The 17,090-nt window shown below is 61.0% G+C and carries 16 protein-coding genes; 2 read left to right on the top strand and 14 right to left on the bottom strand.

Features of this window, described 5'->3' with window-relative positions; all coding sequences use genetic code 11:
• Positions 1–23: 23 nt before the first annotated feature.
• From AC4D2M_RS16095 to AC4D2M_RS16030, 14 genes are all read right to left on the bottom strand, one after another.
• Complete coding sequence (locus AC4D2M_RS16095; protein ID WP_490892907.1) at positions 24–743, bottom strand: NUDIX hydrolase; 720 nt, start codon at positions 741–743, stop codon at positions 24–26.
• Between the two features lie 278 nt (positions 744–1,021).
• The gene (locus tag AC4D2M_RS16090; protein ID WP_490892906.1) at positions 1,022–1,774 is read right to left on the bottom strand and encodes a hypothetical protein; all 753 of its coding nucleotides are present in this window, start codon (positions 1,772–1,774) and stop codon (positions 1,022–1,024) included.
• Between the two features lie 142 nt (positions 1,775–1,916).
• Entirely contained in the window at positions 1,917–2,984 is a 1,068-nt protein-coding gene (locus tag AC4D2M_RS16085) for a cytochrome b/b6 domain-containing protein (RefSeq protein WP_490892905.1), read from the bottom strand.
• Positions 2,985–3,483: 499 nt separating this feature from the next.
• Complete coding sequence (locus AC4D2M_RS16080) at positions 3,484–4,476, bottom strand: electron transfer flavoprotein subunit alpha/FixB family protein (RefSeq protein ID WP_490892904.1); 993 nt, start codon at positions 4,474–4,476, stop codon at positions 3,484–3,486.
• 50 nt (positions 4,477–4,526) lie between these two features.
• Positions 4,527–5,306 (bottom strand): electron transfer flavoprotein subunit beta/FixA family protein, encoded by a 780-nt coding sequence (locus tag AC4D2M_RS16075; protein WP_490892903.1) that lies wholly within the window; start codon positions 5,304–5,306, stop codon positions 4,527–4,529.
• Positions 5,307–5,492: 186 nt separating this feature from the next.
• The gene (locus AC4D2M_RS16070; protein WP_490892902.1) at positions 5,493–6,236 is read right to left on the bottom strand and encodes a TetR/AcrR family transcriptional regulator; all 744 of its coding nucleotides are present in this window, start codon (positions 6,234–6,236) and stop codon (positions 5,493–5,495) included.
• Positions 6,221–7,501, bottom strand: a complete 1,281-nt coding sequence (locus AC4D2M_RS16065; RefSeq protein ID WP_490892901.1) for a CaiB/BaiF CoA transferase family protein — start codon at positions 7,499–7,501, stop codon at positions 6,221–6,223. The genes AC4D2M_RS16070 and AC4D2M_RS16065 overlap by 16 nt, the downstream gene beginning before the upstream one ends.
• A gap of 27 nt (positions 7,502–7,528) precedes the next feature.
• Complete coding sequence (locus AC4D2M_RS16060; RefSeq protein ID WP_490892900.1) at positions 7,529–8,698, bottom strand: flavin reductase; 1,170 nt, start codon at positions 8,696–8,698, stop codon at positions 7,529–7,531.
• 5 nt (positions 8,699–8,703) lie between these two features.
• Positions 8,704–9,678 carry a phosphotriesterase family protein gene (locus tag AC4D2M_RS16055; protein ID WP_490892899.1) on the bottom strand — a complete coding sequence of 325 codons (975 nt, stop codon included), beginning with the start codon at positions 9,676–9,678 and terminating at the stop codon, positions 8,704–8,706.
• Between the two features lie 106 nt (positions 9,679–9,784).
• Positions 9,785–11,074, bottom strand: a complete 1,290-nt coding sequence (locus AC4D2M_RS16050; protein WP_490892898.1) for a type 2 periplasmic-binding domain-containing protein — start codon at positions 11,072–11,074, stop codon at positions 9,785–9,787.
• A 29-nt stretch (positions 11,075–11,103) separates the two neighbouring features.
• Positions 11,104–11,898: an enoyl-CoA hydratase/isomerase family protein gene (locus AC4D2M_RS16045; RefSeq protein WP_490892897.1), complete on the bottom strand. Its 795-nt coding sequence runs from the start codon at positions 11,896–11,898 to the stop codon at positions 11,104–11,106.
• Between the two features lie 3 nt (positions 11,899–11,901).
• Positions 11,902–12,690 carry an enoyl-CoA hydratase/isomerase family protein gene (locus tag AC4D2M_RS16040; RefSeq protein ID WP_490892896.1) on the bottom strand — a complete coding sequence of 263 codons (789 nt, stop codon included), beginning with the start codon at positions 12,688–12,690 and terminating at the stop codon, positions 11,902–11,904.
• Positions 12,687–13,925 (bottom strand): acyl-CoA dehydrogenase family protein, encoded by a 1,239-nt coding sequence (locus tag AC4D2M_RS16035; protein WP_490892895.1) that lies wholly within the window; start codon positions 13,923–13,925, stop codon positions 12,687–12,689. The genes AC4D2M_RS16040 and AC4D2M_RS16035 overlap by 4 nt, the downstream gene beginning before the upstream one ends.
• Positions 13,926–13,969: 44 nt before the next feature.
• Positions 13,970–15,031 (bottom strand): LLM class flavin-dependent oxidoreductase, encoded by a 1,062-nt coding sequence (locus AC4D2M_RS16030; protein ID WP_490892894.1) that lies wholly within the window; start codon positions 15,029–15,031, stop codon positions 13,970–13,972.
• A gap of 344 nt (positions 15,032–15,375) precedes the next feature.
• Here AC4D2M_RS16030 and chcB1 point away from each other — a divergent pair, with 344 nt between their 5' ends.
• Both chcB1 and AC4D2M_RS16020 read left to right on the top strand, forming a co-directional pair.
• Positions 15,376–16,149, top strand: coding sequence for a trans-4-hydroxycyclohexanecarboxylate dehydrogenase (chcB1, locus tag AC4D2M_RS16025; RefSeq protein ID WP_490892893.1), 774 nt, complete (start codon positions 15,376–15,378; stop codon positions 16,147–16,149).
• A 50-nt stretch (positions 16,150–16,199) separates the two neighbouring features.
• On the top strand, positions 16,200–16,940 hold the full coding sequence (locus AC4D2M_RS16020; RefSeq protein WP_490892892.1) for a carboxymuconolactone decarboxylase family protein: 741 nt from the start codon (positions 16,200–16,202) through the stop codon (positions 16,938–16,940).
• Positions 16,941–17,090 lie beyond the last annotated feature (150 nt).

Here is a 17,090-nt window from a genome sequence, read left to right as displayed (position 1 = left end):
GCTGACCCGGGTCAGTGGCCTGTTCAAGTTCTCGCCTGGACGTTGTGAGGGCAGTTCTTCACTATCGCGTTCTGGCGCAGTTTACGAAGAAGCCGTAACTCTTTGGCCTCTTCCCGCGCCAGGAGAACTGGTTCGACGTGACGATGTTGGTGCAATGCGTCAAATACCGAATGGAAATCGAGCAACTCTTCCAACAGGGTTAGGGTTGGCAACATCAATTTCAGTGCACCTGAAGCCTCGGCGCAGAGTATGTCGCGGACTCTCATCCACCCGGATTTCCAAGCTTCAGTTGTCTGGTTACGCGGTTCCGCTCCGGCAGGGGGGTGAGTGAGAAAAAAGTAGGTATCGAAGCGTTTAGGAAGCCCGCTCGGAGTGACCCAATTTGCCCAAGGTTTCAGAGTAAAAGGGTCTAGAATGACTCCGCTTTCTTCGGCTATTTCTCGGACGGCGGCCGCTAAAAGCCGAGCAGAATTGCGACGGATGGAGAATGGGTCAACGGCAATGCTGCATCGGCTCCAGGCCTGCACGTTCCTTCTCAGTATGCCTTCAGACAGGTTCTGTTCGTGCGAATCCGACTCGTCCACCCGTCCGCCCGGGAAAACAACCATCCCTGCCGCGAAATCCATGGTGGAAACCCTGTGCTGTACAAAGACCTCTGGCCCCATGTCCGATTCGCGAAGCAGAATAACGCTCACCGCCAGCCGCGCATCCTGTGCCAATTTATTAGTTTGTTCGAACAGCATTAGCGACCTCCGAGTCGGTCAGGTAATCCGGCGGCGCGGGGCTTCCGACGGATCTGCAGGATTCTTTGACGGTCATGATCCCCCGCCGTCGCCAGCACAGAGGGCTGGCACCGATAGGTGTGGTTCCCGTTGGCGTCCCTAGCTCGTTGCGACCGGGAGTTTGCGCCCGAATCCCCCCTTCATGACTCGGGGAAAGGTTCCGGGTGCTCAATCCCTTAGGTGCTGGGTTGAGCACATCGAATTAGTCCACGCGAGGGTTTCCATGTGCTGAACAGTAGTCATCGACCTTTGTCACCGGGGCATAGCATAGCCGCCTCTTCCTTGTAATTGCCTACGGTGCAGTATCCTTCAGTTTCGATTCTCTGCACCCAGCCGCCCCGATAGAGGCGGTCGCGGATCACTATTCTTAGCTCCCGGCCTTGCTTTTTTTTGTGATCGCCCCAGACATCGAAACGGGACTCGAGAGACTTTCCTCCGAGTGCCTCCTCGATAACCGAGGCCCAGAGAATCCCTTGTCCAGAGGTTTCCGCTTCATGTCTGACGATAAGACCTTGTACGCGTTTACCAAATCCTTCGAAGTTTCCCTGCTCAAACAGGCTTTTAAGTTGGGCAGCACCGCGATCGGACAAAACGTTGATCAACTTGTCATAGCGGCCGCCGAATCCCCAGGGTGTCCAACCGTGAGAGGCCAAGTGATGGATGACCCGGACCTTCAAAAGACAGATTTGTTTCTCGCGTTCTTCCGAGGGGAGCAGGTGAAATCCGGAGAGGGTACCAGCTAGTGGACTTTCAGTTCCTCCCCACAGGAACTGCTCGGCATCTGCCCACGAGAATTCTTGACCGTGCATGGCAACGTCCTCTGCCTTGGTCTTAAGAGCGGCCCCCAGCACCCTCGTCGACGACTTTCCAGAGACTGCCGCGTAGTATTTTCGGGCAATGTGCGATGGATCGTTTAGGTGGATCGAGACGGCATCTGACGCCGGTTCTTGAGGAGATGTTGCAGCGCCTGAGGGGACGGGCCGCACAATCATTCCTTTACTCGTTGTCTTCGGTGCCCGGTGAGTCCGCCACAACGCTCCTCGGCGCGTTGCCACCCGCCGCCCGGTTGGCAGGGCTATCGCTTCTCGCTGCATTCTTGAATCAGTCCTTGACGCCCTTGATCGCGGCTCGTAGTTAGTTCTTCGTAACTTTGCCCATCTTGCCGGCCACGGGCCTGGCGAACATTTGTCCGGTCAAAAGCCAGCCGACGGCAACTATGACCAGCGAGACGAGGAACACCACGAGGCCCCAGATGTCGACGGCGTCCCGGGCGGTGTACATGTGGTTGAGGTTGCGCAGAGCGCCGGTGAAGAACACCAGGAACACGTGGACGATGGTAAATACGACGAAGTAGATCATCACAGGTACATGGATGGCGCGGGCGATCTCGACAGGATATAGCCGCGAGAGCTTCTCGTTGTCTGATGGCCACCAGGTCGATAGACGGATGCCGGAGATAATCGCCAGGGGTGCGGCGATCATCACGGTCACGAAGTACGCCATGACCTGAAGGGCGTTGTAGTGTACCCAGCCGTTCTCGGTCGGCCAATTTAGCGAGGCGTATTGCAGGCCGGCAGAGAGCATGTGTGGGAATATGTCCCAGCTGGTGGGCACGATGCGCATCCAGTGGCCTGAGGCAAAGAGCAGGATGATGAAGACGAGCCCGTTGACTACCCATAGGACGTCCAAAGACTGGTGGACCCACTGCGAGAGGGAGATTTTTTTGGGAGTCTGGCGCCCCGGCGAGAAGAAAGAGCCCTTCTTGGCGGTCCAGTATCCGGGAGGCCGACGCTCCCACCTCACTTGGAGACCGGTTCGCACGATCAGGACCATGAAGAACATGTTGAGGAAATGTTGCCATCCGAGCCAGCCGGGGATGCCCGCCGGCGCGGAAGCCGGCTGGGAGGCGTGGCCGGAGTAGTCGGCGATGAATGTTTCCACTCCCGAGAGGGTCCGCAGCCATCGGGAGAGCAACACCACCGCGAGGAAAATCAGGGCGACCCCCGCAACGGTAACGACTCCCCGGAGCGCCTTGGACCGCTCAACGGAGGCAGCGCGTCCTTTTGGGGTCGGGTTCTTTGCCGAAGGAGCGGGCGATCCCTGCCCGGTCGTTGAAGTTGGATGCTTATGGGCGGCCGGAATACGTGGGACCGGCGCCTCGACCTGGGTTTCCCGCCCTGATGCCGGCGCGTCCGTCCCCATTCGACGTGGTTCAGCAGTGGGGGCGGATGTCCCAGCAACCGGAGTCCCCATGCGGCGCCGAGCGACTCGAGGGCTCGATGCCGGCTCAACAGCTGGTGTTGACGCGGCCGGGGTCTGGGTGCCGTGCATGTCCGCCCCGCCCGACTCCCCCAGTCTTTGAGCCCTTTCTACTTTCAGCGGAATAGCAGAGGGTCCGCTCATTCGGCGGCGGTCCGGTCGCGCCTGGTCCACGGGCCGTGCCTGGGTGCTTGGTTCCTTGACGTTCTGAACATTTTCCTGACGGAGCGGCTGATCAAACGGCGTCTCAGACGCACGCTCTGGCGCAAGACTTGCCTCCGCCGGCTCCGCTGGGGCCTTCAGTTCGGCTACTGCAGTATCGACGAGCACCGGAGGGATGCCGCTCATCCGGCGGCGTCTGTCCAGGGAAGGTTTGTTGTTTACCACGATGTGTACTCCATGATTCTGTTCGCCGAACGTCTCCCGCATATGCGGAAGGGCGCTACGAGGAAGATACGGTGACGGCGCTCCGTCGCCGGCTAATCTCCTCGATAAGCTGCGGAACAACCGAGAATAGGTCCCCTACGATCCCAAAGTCCGCGACCTCGAGGATCGGAGCCTCTTCGTTCTTGTCGATCGCGACGATAGTCTTCGCGGTCTGCATGCCCGCTTTGTGCTGGATAGCCCCTGAGATGCCCACGGCGATGTAGAGGTCCGGCGAAACGGCGATACCGGTCTGGCCAACCTGGAAATTCTGTGGGGCATATCCGGCGTCCACGGCAGCTCGTGACGCGCCGACAGCTGCTCCCAGGCTGTCCGCCAATTGCTCCACCAGCGAGAAGTTTTCCTTTGAACCGATGCCTCGACCGCCCGAGACGACAATGGAGGCTGCTGACAGATCCGGCCGGTCGCTCTTCACCAGGATCGGCTCCGTGCCGATGATGACCGGACTTGGGGACGCGTGATCTGTAACAGTTATGCGTGAGACCTCGGCATCGGAGGTCTCCGTCCGGGCGGAGATAGCACCGGAGCGTACTGTGACGATCATTAGACCACCTTCCACGGTGGATTCCGTGACGTAGTCACCACCGAACACGGAATGTAAGGCGATGACCTCGTCAGCTTCCAGCGACAGACCAACTGCGTCCGCGGCGATGGCTGCACCCGTCCGGGCAGCGAGTCGCGCACCCACCATGCGCCCGATCGGGGAATTGTCCAGGAGCACCGCGATCGGAGCGAATTCCTGGACTGCGTTCTCCAAGGCCGTCACCTCGGCAGAGCCTAGGTGTGTGCTCGGCGCCTCAAGCTCGGCGACTACCACCCGCGTGGCGCCGCATTTCCTGAGGGCCTCAATCAGTGCGGGCGAATGCTCCGCGGTGGTCACCGCCAACACGATCGGCGTGCCCACAGACGCGGCAGCCCCGATCAGTGCCGGCGTGCTCGCGGCGGTCGTCCCATCGTGTGTTGTCTCAGTAAAAACAAGTATGTTCGACATCGCAGATCCTCAATCTTGAAACGTGTATCCGACGGCTGATGCAAAGCGCATCACAGCAGGTTTTTCGACTCAAGGAATTCAGCCAGTTGGGCAGCTGCGGAACCGTCGTCGACCACCGTTATTCCCGCTTGTTTCGGAGGCGCAGTAACCGCAGAAATCATGACTGAACGGACCGGCGCGTACGCAGGCCCCGCTTGAACACCGAGATCCGTAAGGCTCAGTTTGTCGACGACCTTTTTCTTGGCCGACATTATGCCCTTGAAAGTCGGGAACCTGGCTTCGGCTGCTCGCTCCGTGACGGCAGCCACCACCGGCACCGGGGCCTCCAGCCGGATATCTCCCTCGCCCGTCCGCAGGGAACCCCTGACCGTGCCGTCCGTTACCTCGAATGCGTCCAGGTCCGGCATGCCGGGCACTCCGAGCAGCTCGGCCACCATGGATGGGATCATGCCACCGCGTCCGTCCGTCGACTGGTTGCCGGCAAGAACTACGTCGAAACCCTCCCTTTCGATTGCGGCGGCGATGGTTTTCGCTGTTTGGAGCATGTCAGAACCGGCCAGGGACGCGTCCACAATGTGCAGGCCACGGTCCGCCCCCATTGCGAGCAACCGTCGAATTGATTTCTCTGCCTCCTCGGGACCCACCGAGAGCGCGACCACCTCCGTGGAACTGTCCGCATCCTTGACCCGCAGGGCGCACTCCAGAGCACGCTCCGTGATCTCGTCAGGGATCAACTCGGAGACGCCACGGTTCAACAGACCCGTCTGCGGGTCCAGCTTGCGAGCATCACCGGTGTCCGGCACCTGCTTGACTAAAACTATAAATTTCATGTTCTCTCCTATTAACCAGCAGGGATGGGCATCGCCCGCTAGTTAGCGGGCGATGCCCCATCGCCGCCGGAAGGCCTGGCTGTGGCGTAGGGCCACTGCTTCGTCGTCATAGTGTGTGGGGTGGGGTCCGGGCCGGACTCCGCCAAGCCCGTCGACGCTGGGCCCGGAAAGGGTTCTCGCTTCCTGCTACTTCAGACCGATTCCCGCGCACCAGAAGTTAGTGAGGGTCTCGGCCATGTCGTCATTTGGCTTCTTCCCGCGCCAACCGATCTCCACCTGGGCCACATTGGTCATCATCGAAAGAATGGTCAGCGCCAACAGTCCCGCGTCTAAGTCGCTACTCACCGCCCCCAGCTTTTGCTGGCGTTCAATGCCACGGGCGATGCGGCGAACGTAGATGTCACGGATCACCAGCCGGACGGTACGGAATCCGGGGTCGTAATGGGCGGCCTGCTCGATGACCATCGAGAAGTCCTGGGTATCCGTGTAGTTTTTGAGGAATTGCTTGATCGACGCTCTCACCCGATCGTGGTAGCCGAAGTCATCGAGGTCGGTGACCTCCGTCTGGTTGATTCGTCCGACGGTGTGCACCTCGACGGCCGCGGCAAAGACTGCCTTTTTGCTCCGGAAATGCGAGTAGAACGTGCCGCGTGAGATCGAGGCTTCGTTCAGGATGTCCTCAACGGTGCAGTCGATGTAACCGAGGCGCACGAATGCACTGCGCGCTGACGCGACGATGTGCGCGCGCGTGTCGATTCCACGTTGGTAGACCGGAGCACTCCTGGGCTTGGCCTCGGTCCACCGGTACAGCGCGTCGAAGAAGACGTTCAGCTCAGCATTACGCCTGGCCGTAGCCGCTGACGGGTCCCGGTCGGCCGCCACGTCAGCCCGGTCCGCCGTCCCGGTAGAAGGTATTACTTTTGTCGCCATCGTGTCCTCGAACCCTCCAGGTGAATATCGTTGTCGATGAGGTCCTGCGCCTTGATCACTTCTTCGATCCTCCGAGAAGGGACTCCGAGAAGGGACTCCGCCTCATCTAGCGGGATCGATAGTAGACGACCGAGGACCTCTACCTGATCGGCAGCGACCTTCGGTGCGGGCGTGAATTTGGGACTCTCACAACCGCCGGACATCCGCAGGGGATTGCCCACGACCGGCACCCGCCCGTTCTCCGGGTGCTCCACGTACTGAATCATCCCACGCTCGATAAGGTGCGGGTCGCTGTCCACCTCGCGCAGCGTCTTCACCGGAGCGAAAGGCACCCCCGCAATATTCAGCTTCGCCGAAATCTCGTCGCGGGTCAGCTCGGAGGTCGCCGCCGTGATTATCGCGTCCAACGCATCCATGTTCTCCGACCGGAGCACCGGGTCAGCAAAGCGGGGGTCTTCCACGGCTTTTTGGATCCCCAGCGCCTCAGCCAGTCGTGTCCAATGCCTGTCGGACGAGCAGATGATGGCGAGCCAGCCGTCACTGGCGCGGTATACGTTGTAGGGGGCGATGCCCAGCCCCGAGTGCCGGTTCCCGGTGCGCTCCGGAAGCACAGTGTCCGGGTAGTTGTACAGCATGCTCAGGGCCGAGGTCAGCATGGGGTAGATAGTGTCGTGCATCGACACCTCGACCACCTGTCCCTTACCGGTCTTCTCCCTGTCGTAAAGGGCGGCCATGGCACCGCCGAACAGGTGAATGCCGCCGGAGAAGTCAGTGAACGCGGGCCCCGTCTTCACCGGTGCACCATCCGAGAATCCCGTAGTGGAAATCGCACCGGACATCGCCTGGACGGTGAGGTCCATAGCCGGCATCGTCGCATAGGGGCCACTGGTGCCATAGCCCTTGCCTGATGCCACAACGAGACGCGGGTTGCGCTCCAGAAGGGATTCGGGCCCCAGCCCCAGGCGGTCCAGGGTACCCGGGGCGTAGTTTTCGATGAGGACGTCGGCCTTGTCGAGCAGGCGCAGGAAAACCTCTTTCCCCTCCTCGCTCTTGAGATCCAGCGCGACGCTCTTCTTATTTGAATTGAGCATCACGAACTCGTGAGGATCCCTGTCCCCGCGGGCCCGGCTCCGGAGGCGTTCCCCTGCGAGCGGCTCAACTTTGATGACTTCAGCGCCCAAGTGGGCGAAGAGCAGACCGCAGTAAGGCCCGTTGTAGATGTGGGCCATCTCGAGGATGACTAGGTCTGAAAATGACTTGAGCACTGCTGGCTTCCGTTCCTGTTCGTACGGTCAGAGACTGCGAAACTTGAGGTTCTGGCTAGCAGCGTCGGCGGTGCGCTTCAGCCGCTCGAGGATGGCCAGAACGTCGCCGCCCGAGGTGAGCCCGTCAGAACCCCACGCGGTCATGGAGAAGATGCAGACCCCGTCCCGGTCAAAGACCGGAGCCGTCGCCGAATGGAATTCGTAGTCCTGGTCTCGCTCGACGTCGACGATGTTGAACGTTTTTGCGGCGCCGTTCACGACCTCCTCGAGGTGCTTGCGTTCGGCGGGGTCCTTGGAAACGTAGGCTCCGTGCGCCTGTAGTTCGATCGCCTCGCCGGCGGTATGACCGATGCCGTATGCGCACCCCCGGAGGCGCACATTTTCCAGACCGACTTTGAAGTCGGCGCGGACTTCGGAATCCGTGTCCTCCGGGATCCGTGAGAACCAGAGCTCCTCGGCGTCCGGTCCGCCGAACGCCGCGAAGACACCGCCGATCGGCGGCATGAAGGGCACGTGAATGCCTACGCGGGAGGAGGACCGGCGGCGCTGCGGGATGCCCACGGCTCCGACGTTGATCAGCTCGCCGTCGACAAGCGTCATCACGCTGACCTCGGTGACGAGTTCCGCTGCCAGGCTCTCCATGTGCGGTCGAACCAGGTCCAGTTGACGCAGCACGTCAACGGAGATGTCGGTGTTGATGGCCATCGAGCCGGGAGCGAACGAACCGTAGCCGCCCCGGAAGAACAACAGGGGCAGGTTAGTGCTCATTGTGTAAAGGTCCAGGGCGTTGCCCATGACCCAGTCGTGGTCGCCGGCGTCGGAGATCGAGTGTGTGTCGCAGTCGATGAACGCAACGGCATCCTGAAGCACGGGACTGCCATGTTCCGAAAGCGTCCACTCAAAGCCTTCCAGCTTGTCCGTCTTGCGACGGGCGACCGCGCGGCAGAGGTCCTCCTGGTGGCTTCCCAGGATGTTGACACCGAATTTCGTTGTCCCGCTGTTGCGGAGGGCGGCCCAGGACGAAGACGTTTTGGCGGGCAGGAACCCGATCAGTGGCGGCTCCAGGGAGACGGACACAAAGGAACCCACTGTCATGGCCAGAGCCTGTCCGGAGGCGTCCATGGCCGTGATGATCACGACGCCGGTGGGGAACGTACCCATCACCCGGCGGAATTCGTACGAGTCAAACTGTCCCATTGCTGTTACTCCTTTGAACGGTGCGCTGTATCGAGGACTCGGACGGGGTTTGCGGTGATCATGGTGTGGATGTCATCATCTGGAACCCCACGCTTCCGCAAATCCGGGACCACGGCGTTCATGACTTCCGGAGCACGCCACCTCGGCAGTCTCTCCCGCCGGGCATCGTCCGGGAAGTTCATGCTGTAGGCCGATGAGTCGGTGGCCAGAACCATCTGCGGTGCATAGCCGAGCTCGCAGAGCCGGGCGACCGTCTCGATCCGCCGGTCGTAGGGCAACCGTGCTTCCAGACCGAACCGATCCATGCCCAGGACGGATCCTCGGTCTGCTATGCGGCGCAGGTAGTCGATGTCGTCGGTGTCACCGCAGTGCCCGATCACCACTCTCGAAAGATCGACACCACGCTTCTCCAGGTAGTCCTGTTGGTCCAGGCCGTTTCCTTGGTTCGGGTCCGAGTGGGTGAAGATCGGAGCCCCGGTTTCCAGATGAGCGTCCGCGACGGCCTGCATGATGTAGAACACGCCATCAGTGATCCCGTAGCGGTCGGCAGCAAACTTCAGGACACCTGCCTTGACCCCGGTGTTATCGATGCCCGCAACGATATCCCGGACGAAGATCTCGGTCAGAGGATCCGGCCCGCCCAGCAACCGTCCCGGACCGTTCAGGCTGGCGAACGCCGGGGCCTCGTGATATGTGTACCAGCCTGTCGCTACGACGACGTTGACGTCCGCTTTCTCGGCGACTCTCTTAACCAGGGGAATGTTCCGCCCTGTACCCATCACTGTGAGGTCGACGACCGTGTCGACGCCGCTGGTCTTCACGTCGTCCAAGTAGCGGACGGCGCGGTCAACCAGCTCGTCGGCGGGGAAGCGACTCGGGAAGTTCACCACCAACTCTGCGTTGAGCACGAAGATGTGCTCATGCATCAGCGTCACGCCCAGATCAGAGGGATTGACCCCGCCTGTCAGTGTGGGAATCATGCTGCTCCTTGTCGGTGGTGAATTCGTGGTGCGGATCGATGCTCGTGTTGTCTGTTTTTTTGGGGTGCCTGAGGGGGTGGACGCTGCCCTCAGGCACCCCGTGTTGTCAGCTTGGGCGGTGGGGAAGGAGGACTTCCTTGTATAGCCGGTCAGCGAAGGGCTGCAGGTATTCGCGGTCGCTGTAGTCAGTGGACCCCTCGTACCAGCTGGCGAAGTCGGTCACGTCGCCCTTCTCCTCGTAGCCGAGCTCCTTGGCGATGCCGGTCCACTTCTCGATCGAGTCTGCGACGGCCCGGTTCATCGCCGCACCGTCCAAGTTGGGTGAGTCCTCGACTTGCTTGAGGATCTCCTTGTTGGCGTTGGCGAGTGCCTTCGCGCTCTCATCGTCGAGGAACTCCATGCTGCCGCCGTTCTTCTCGGCCGCCTCGGCGGCGAGCACTACGCTGGTCACGCTATTAAAGGCTTCACCTCGGAGGTAGACGGGCATGGTGTCGAACATGAGCTGCTGGGCGATCAGCGGCAGGGTCTCCCAGGAGGCGCCGGCCACCATGCTGCCCGGGCCGGGTGCGAAGCTGGCATCTCGCGGCATCTTGATGTATGGCGCGACCTCCAGCCATCCGACGCTGTAGGCGGTTGCGGTGGACTGCAGCGAGCAGTCGAGCACGCCACGCTCCAGGGCCTCGTATCCTTCAGACAGCGCGATGCTGGTCAGGGTGCCACCGAGGGCGCTGGTCTGGATTTCGTGGGCCTGTGAATTGCCGCGAATCTGTGAGGCCCGCCAGTCGGCCGGTGAGTCCTTGTCTTCCCGGCATACCGCTGTGATGGTGCCTGATGGCACGGCCGGGTGCAGGACGTGCATGCCCCGTTCCTCGTAGTTGGCCATCACTTCGGGGGTATTGAAGCCGACGTCGGCCAGGACTGCATGCGTCGCAAGCTCAGCGATGAGTGGGCTGCTGGGAAGCTGCACCAGAGACTTGGTCATGTCCACGAAGGCAGCCATCTCCTGAGGCTCGTAGGTGCTGTAGTAGTTGGCGAGGTCCAGGCGGCCGTCGGCCAGCGCGTCCGGGACTTCGGTGGGACTGGCGATAGCGCCGGACGCGTGGGTGCTTATGGTGATCTTCCCGCCGGACCACTCCTCGACGGTCTTTGCCCACTCGAGATCACGTTGTGCTGAGAAGGCCTTCGGGTTGGTACTTGCGTACTGGAAGTCGAGATTGATCGGCTCGACGTCCGCGAACGCAGCGATGTACTCCTCCTTGGTTGCCCCCGGCTCCAGACCCTTACCGCCGGCGTTCTCGGCTCCATTGCCGATGCCGCCGCCACAGGCCGTCAACCCGAGGGCAAGGATTGCCAGGGACGCCATCGACCCCGTGGTTTTTTTGTTTCTGATTATCATCAGGTGCTTTCCTTTCGTGCTTGCATTGGTTATGACTCGGTGAAGTGCTTGATCGCGCCCTTCAGGCCCTTTTCTTTCATCAGCGCCTTAACGTCCCCGATTGAGCTGGCGGTGTGCGAGATGGCATCCCACTCTGCACCCGAGCGCAGAGACTCGACGAAGCCTTGCCGGTCGTATACCTTGTTGAGGGCCTGCTTTTTGAGGTAGAGCAGATCCAAGGGTGTCTTGCCAACTCGTGTGGCCAGCGTCTTGGCGCTCTCTAGGACGGTGCCTGGCTCGACAGCCTGGTTCGCCCATCCAAGTTGGAAGGCCTCGGTGCCGGTCATGGCGTTTCCGGCAATGAATGACAGCTCCTTGGCCTTGCGCATGCCAATGTGCCACAGGGACACCGGGCTCAGCAGACCGCCGCCCAGGGGGATCGATGGCCAGCCGATGTTCGCGTCTTCGCCGACGACGACCAGGTCGCAGCAAGCCACGAGCATTGTAGCGCCGCCGAGGCAGTGACCCTCGACGGCGGCGATCAGGGGCTTCGGAAAGCGGTAGATCCGCTCCCAGAGGTCTACTTTGTCCTGCAGCCGGCGCCAGTCGTCATAGGCGCTGGCCGAGGCGTAGCCCGAAACAACGTCATAGCCGGCACTGAAATTCTTGCCACTGCCTCGGATGATGACGGACGACACCGAGTCGTCGTCGGTGAGGGCGGCGAGCGTCTCCATCAGACCGTCCAACAGGTCCTGGTTGAACGCGTTGATCTTGTCTTCACGGTTGAATGAGACGATCGCGAATTTGCGTTCAACGTCCCGTTCGAGGGTGATCAGGTCAGACACAGGTCATTCTCCTTGGAACGTGTAGGGCGACTTCGCGTTGAAGGCCGCCACGGAATTCTTGTGGTCCGCGGTCGTCGAGGTGACTGCCGAGGCGAAGGCCTCCATGTCCCATGCCTGCGACATGGTCAAATTATGGGAGGCATGAACGATTTTGCGCGTGGCAAAGAGCGCCGCGGTAGGTCCGTTCGCCAAGGATTCCGCGAACGACGCCACAGCGTGAGCGAAGCCGTCAGCGGGATAGACGTGCACCGCGATTCCGAGTTCAGCGGCTGTGTCAGCCGGGATCACTTCGCCGGTCATGGCGTAGAACATGGTCCGGCGGTTCCCGATCTGCTGTGACAGGAGATAGGGCACGGCGCTGTCAGGTGCTAGACCTCGCTTGATGAACCCGAATTGGAATCGGGCGGTCTCGGACGCGACGATAAGGTCCGTCGCGAGGGCCAGGCCGAACCCTGCTCCCACGGCGTGTCCCTCAACGGCTGCGATCGTGGGTTTCTTGACGCCCCGGACCAGGTCGACCAGTTCCCTGCCAAGGGCGATCCTGGCGGAACCACGCGAGGGCGTGTTCTTGCCCATACGCTTGACGTCTCCGCCGGCGCTGAAGTTTCCTCCCGCGCCGGTTAGGACGATACAGCGGGTCTCATCATCGGCGTCCGCCTCCAGCAGCGCGTCACGCAGGTCCGCGCGCAGATCGGGACTCAGTGCGTTGCGTGCCTCGGGTCGATTGAGCACGATCGTGCGCACTCCACCGACCTGCGTGACGGCGACCAGGGATGTTAAGGTGTCGCTCATAGCTGGGTGTCCCCCGCCAGGAGCCGCTTGGCCACAGTCCGGCGCTGGATCTCTGAGGTCCCGTCGGGTATGCGCAGGGTGCGCGCGTAACGGTACCCGGCCTCCAAGCCCATTTCGTTAGTGAGTCCCAGGCCACCGTGGATCTGCATAACCTCGTCCAAGACCCGACCGGCCATCTCGGTGCAGGCCATCTTGACCATCGAAGTCTCTTTGATCGCCGGCAATCCAGCGTCCACAATGGCTGCCGTGCGGGCCACTGCCGACTTGCAGAGATAGATCTGCGTGGCAATGTCAGCCAGCTTGGCCTGGATCATCTGGTGCTGGCCGATGGTCTTCCCAAAGGTCTTACGCGTATTGGCGTAGGAGACGGCCTGGTCGAGCGCCCAGCGCGCCAAACCGATGCAGTTAGCGGACATGGTCAATCGGCCGCGGCTTATCCCGCCCATCGCCAGGTTAAGGCCCTGCCCTTCTTCCCCTACAATCTGTTCGCGCGTGACCTTCAGGTTGGTCAGCGAGACGATCGTCGCGTTGGAACCGCGCTTGCCCATCAGTGGGATACCCGCGTCTACCGAGAAACCCTCATCGGACGTATCCACGAAGAAGCAGGTGATGCCTCCGGTCCGGGCCTTGAGTGCCTCGACATCGGTGATGGCGAACACGAACGCATGCGATGCGTGCGCGGCGTTGGAGATCCACTGCTTCTGACCGTTGACAACCCAGCCGTCACCCTCTGGAGTCGCCTTCGTCTTGAGGTTGAAGACGTCCGAGCCGGCGTCGGGCTCTGAAAGAGCGAAGCACAAGGTGCTCTTGCCCGACTGAATGTCGGCCAGACGGGGCGCGAGCGTCTCCTCGTTCAGCTTCAGCAGCAACGGGCTCAAACCGTTTGTGAACGGGGACGGGATAACGGATTCATGGATTAGCGTCCGCTCCGGTCCGTACCTGTAATGAAGGGCCTCCTGGACCTGGACGATGCCACTTGCCGGCAGGTCCCCTCCGTCCAGGGACTCAGCTCCATAAAGCGAGTAGAAGCCGAATTCCGCCGACAGTTCCCGTACCTGACGGTTGATGTCCTGGTACTTCTGGGTCATGAGACCGCGCTTATCGAAAACGTTGTACTCGTCGGCGAGGAACTCAGTGTGCTCCTGCTCGATCGGGACAACGGCCTTCTCGATGAAGGACATCAGGGCATCAATGATTTCCTGGTAGTCACTGGCCTCTATGGTGTTCTCTGACATGTCTTTCGCTTCCTGTGATGTCGCCTGCTGGTTTCGGCTCGTGACTAGCCTCTAGCGGTGAGCTGCGGGCGGACTTCCTGGGCGAACTTCGTCATGGACCGCAGCACCTGCTCCTGGGGCTGGCTACCGGCATCGAACCAACCGACCAGACCGCCGATCCCGGTCACCTTCTTGTAGTCCTCGAGTTGCTGGGCGACGTCGTCGGAAGAGCCCAAGATGATCGCGCCCTTATCCAGGTAATCCTGGAAGCTGAGCTCCGTGAGGCCCAGCCCGACCTTGGCTCGGTTGCTGAGGATGCTGAGGTACCACATCAGACCCTGCTCGTATTCCTTCTCGGCGGTCGCCCGGTCGTCGGAGACGTGGATTGCCTTCAGCTGTGACGATCGGGCGATGTTCGCATCGATATCGTCGTAGCTGAAGCCCGCGTTACGGGCCTCTTCGCGGTAAACCCTGACAAGGTGGGCCATGTGCTCCCACGTGGGCATCTGCCCCAGGACGAAAGCGAAGCCTTCCCGGGCGGCGTACCGCAGGGAATCCTCGGTCTGGGACACCATGATGTAGACCGGCGGATGGGGCTTCTGCACGGGCATCGGCATTAGCTGGATCTCGTCGGCATGCTCGCCATAGCCCGGGACAGTGAAGTGCTTACCCTTGTAGTTGATCTTGCCGGTCTTCCAACCCTGCATGATGATCTCGAAGGTCTCCTGGTAGCGCTGATCGCGCTCATTCGGATCGATGTCGTACGCCTGAAACTCAAGCAGGTCGTAAGCCTTGCCAATGCCGAAGTTCAGGCGGCCGTTGCTGATGACATCCAGCAGAGAAAAGTCTTCAGCCAGCTTCAGCGGGTGGTTCATCGGCAGGCGCGTGACGCCGGAGCCGAGACGGATGTTTTTCGTGGTCCCCGCGACCGAAGCGAGCATGACCTGCGAGGACGAGATGATGCCATAGCGGCGAGCATTGTGCTCGGCGACCCAGGCCTCCTCGAATCCCAGCTTATCGGCCAGGTTGATCTGCTCGATCCCCTTGTGGATTGCCTCGTGTTCGGTGCTCCATTCGGGCACGTTGGTCAGCAGAAAAATGCCGAAGTGAAGGTTGTCCTGGCTCATTGGCTCTCCGTTTCCTTGGGGTGTCTCCGGGTGTGACCCAGCTCATTCCGTAGCGTTATTGATCACAGTCAACCACAATACATACAAGTATGTCTACAATTAGCGCGTGGTCGCTCGCCTATTCCACTCCCTTGGATCCGCTGCGTGATCACGCCCTTGCACTGCAACGGCCGCCACCCAGTAATTGCGTCGTTCAAGCCGCGGTCCTGGTGCCATCGAGGATCTCGCTACCGGTCTTGCAACCGCAGTCCACGACGATTCCCGACAGGTTGCCGCGGACAACTCGCACCATCAATGTCCATATAGTCGGTCAGCAGCAAATATTCAGCACATTAGGAGATGTCATGACCCCCTCTAGTAGCGGCCGCGCCAGCGGCAAGGTCGTTCTGATTTCTGGAGCAGCCAGCGGCATGGGAGCTGCCCATGCCCGTGCACTTACCCGGGAAGGTGCCTCCGTCATGGTGGGCGACATCCAGAAGGACGCGGGCCTTAGCCTCGTGGCAGAGATCAATACCGAGATAGGCAGCGAGGTTGCAGCCTTCGTCCACCTCGATGTCTCAGACTTCCAGGCATGGAAAGCTGCAGTGGCGGAGACGGTACAGTGTTTCGGCCGCTTGGACGCTCTTGTCAACAACGCGGGAATCAGCAGCCGGGGTTCCGCCGCGGACGCCAGCATCGATGATTGGAACAGGGTGATCAGCATCAACCTCAGTGGCACCTTTTACGGGATGAAGGCTGCCATCCCCGAGCTCAGCAAAAACCCGGCATCCTCCATCGTTAACGTCTCGTCCATCGCCGGTCTGGTCGGGTTCAAGCAACGCGCAGGCTACTCCGCCTCCAAGTGGGGCGTCCAGGGACTGACGAAGACTTCAGCTATGGACCTAGGCCCCCAGGGGATCCGCGTGAATTCCATCCATCCAGGCTCCGTAAACACGCCGCTTACCGCCCACCTGAAGCGCGGGTTCGGACAAGTACCCCTGGACCGTGCGGCAGAGGCCGAGGAGATCAGTCCCTTGGTCGTTTACCTGGTCAGCGATGAGTCACAGTACGTCAGCGGTGCGGCAATAGCCATCGACGGCGGAGAGACCGCGGGGAATAATCTCCGCCCGATCCATTGATCCCCGACAACTCGAAAGATGGGCGCGCTCCCGTGGTGGACACGCACGACATGTCGTTACTGCGGCTTCGCTTCGAAACGTCCCATGGTTATTGGAGCGACGATCTTGAGGACCTGCTTATCGCCGATCCCCGGTATTTCAAGGCCTATGACCGCCTCCTTAACGTCACGTCCGCCCGAGGAAACCTAACCCCTAAGGAACGGGAACTCATCTGCGTCGCCGTTACCGGACAGGTCACCTACCTCAGTCGTGCTGCGACAGCCCACCACATCCGTCAGGCACAGCGCTTAGGCGCCTCCGCCGAAGAGATCCTCGAGACCCTTCAACTCGCTGCGTCGCTGGGAGTTCACTCGATGCTCGTCGGGGTCCCTGTCGCCCACGAGGTGTTCGAGGAACTGGGTGTCAGCGCGAGCGTCTCCGATCAGGATCTGGACGACTACCGCCGCGCCCTCAAGGAACGGTTCATCAGCGACCGAAAGTACTGGACTCCCGGTTGGGACCTCGTCCTGGCCTACACGCCGGAGTACTTCGAGGCCTATCTCGACCTTTCCAGCATCCCTTGGAACCACGGACCACTCACTGAATCATTCAAGGAACTGATCTATATCGCCATCGACGTCGCCCCGACCCATCTCTTCACGCCCGGGATTCGCACCCACACGAAGAAAGCCCTTGATTACGGGGCCACCCCGGAGCAGGTCATCGATGTGATGGCCCTAGCCAGCAACATCGGCATCGATACCGTGCTTGCCGGCGTGTCAGAAATCCCTCGGGACGCACGGAGGCACTGAGTCGCATGGCGACCCATCAGGCGAGGCCCCCAGTTCGTAATGGTCTGGGGGCCTTCGCGTCATGACTGGGCTGTGAGACGTCGTGTGGTCAGGGCCATGCCACGCCAGCAGGTAGCTGACAGAGTCCCTCATCAGCGGGAAGCCAATTTC

This window comes from Arthrobacter sp. TJ-270 (genome assembly GCF_058269075.1).
The sequence above is the reverse complement of the archived record's forward strand: the minus strand, read 5'-3'. Positions and strand labels throughout refer to the sequence as shown.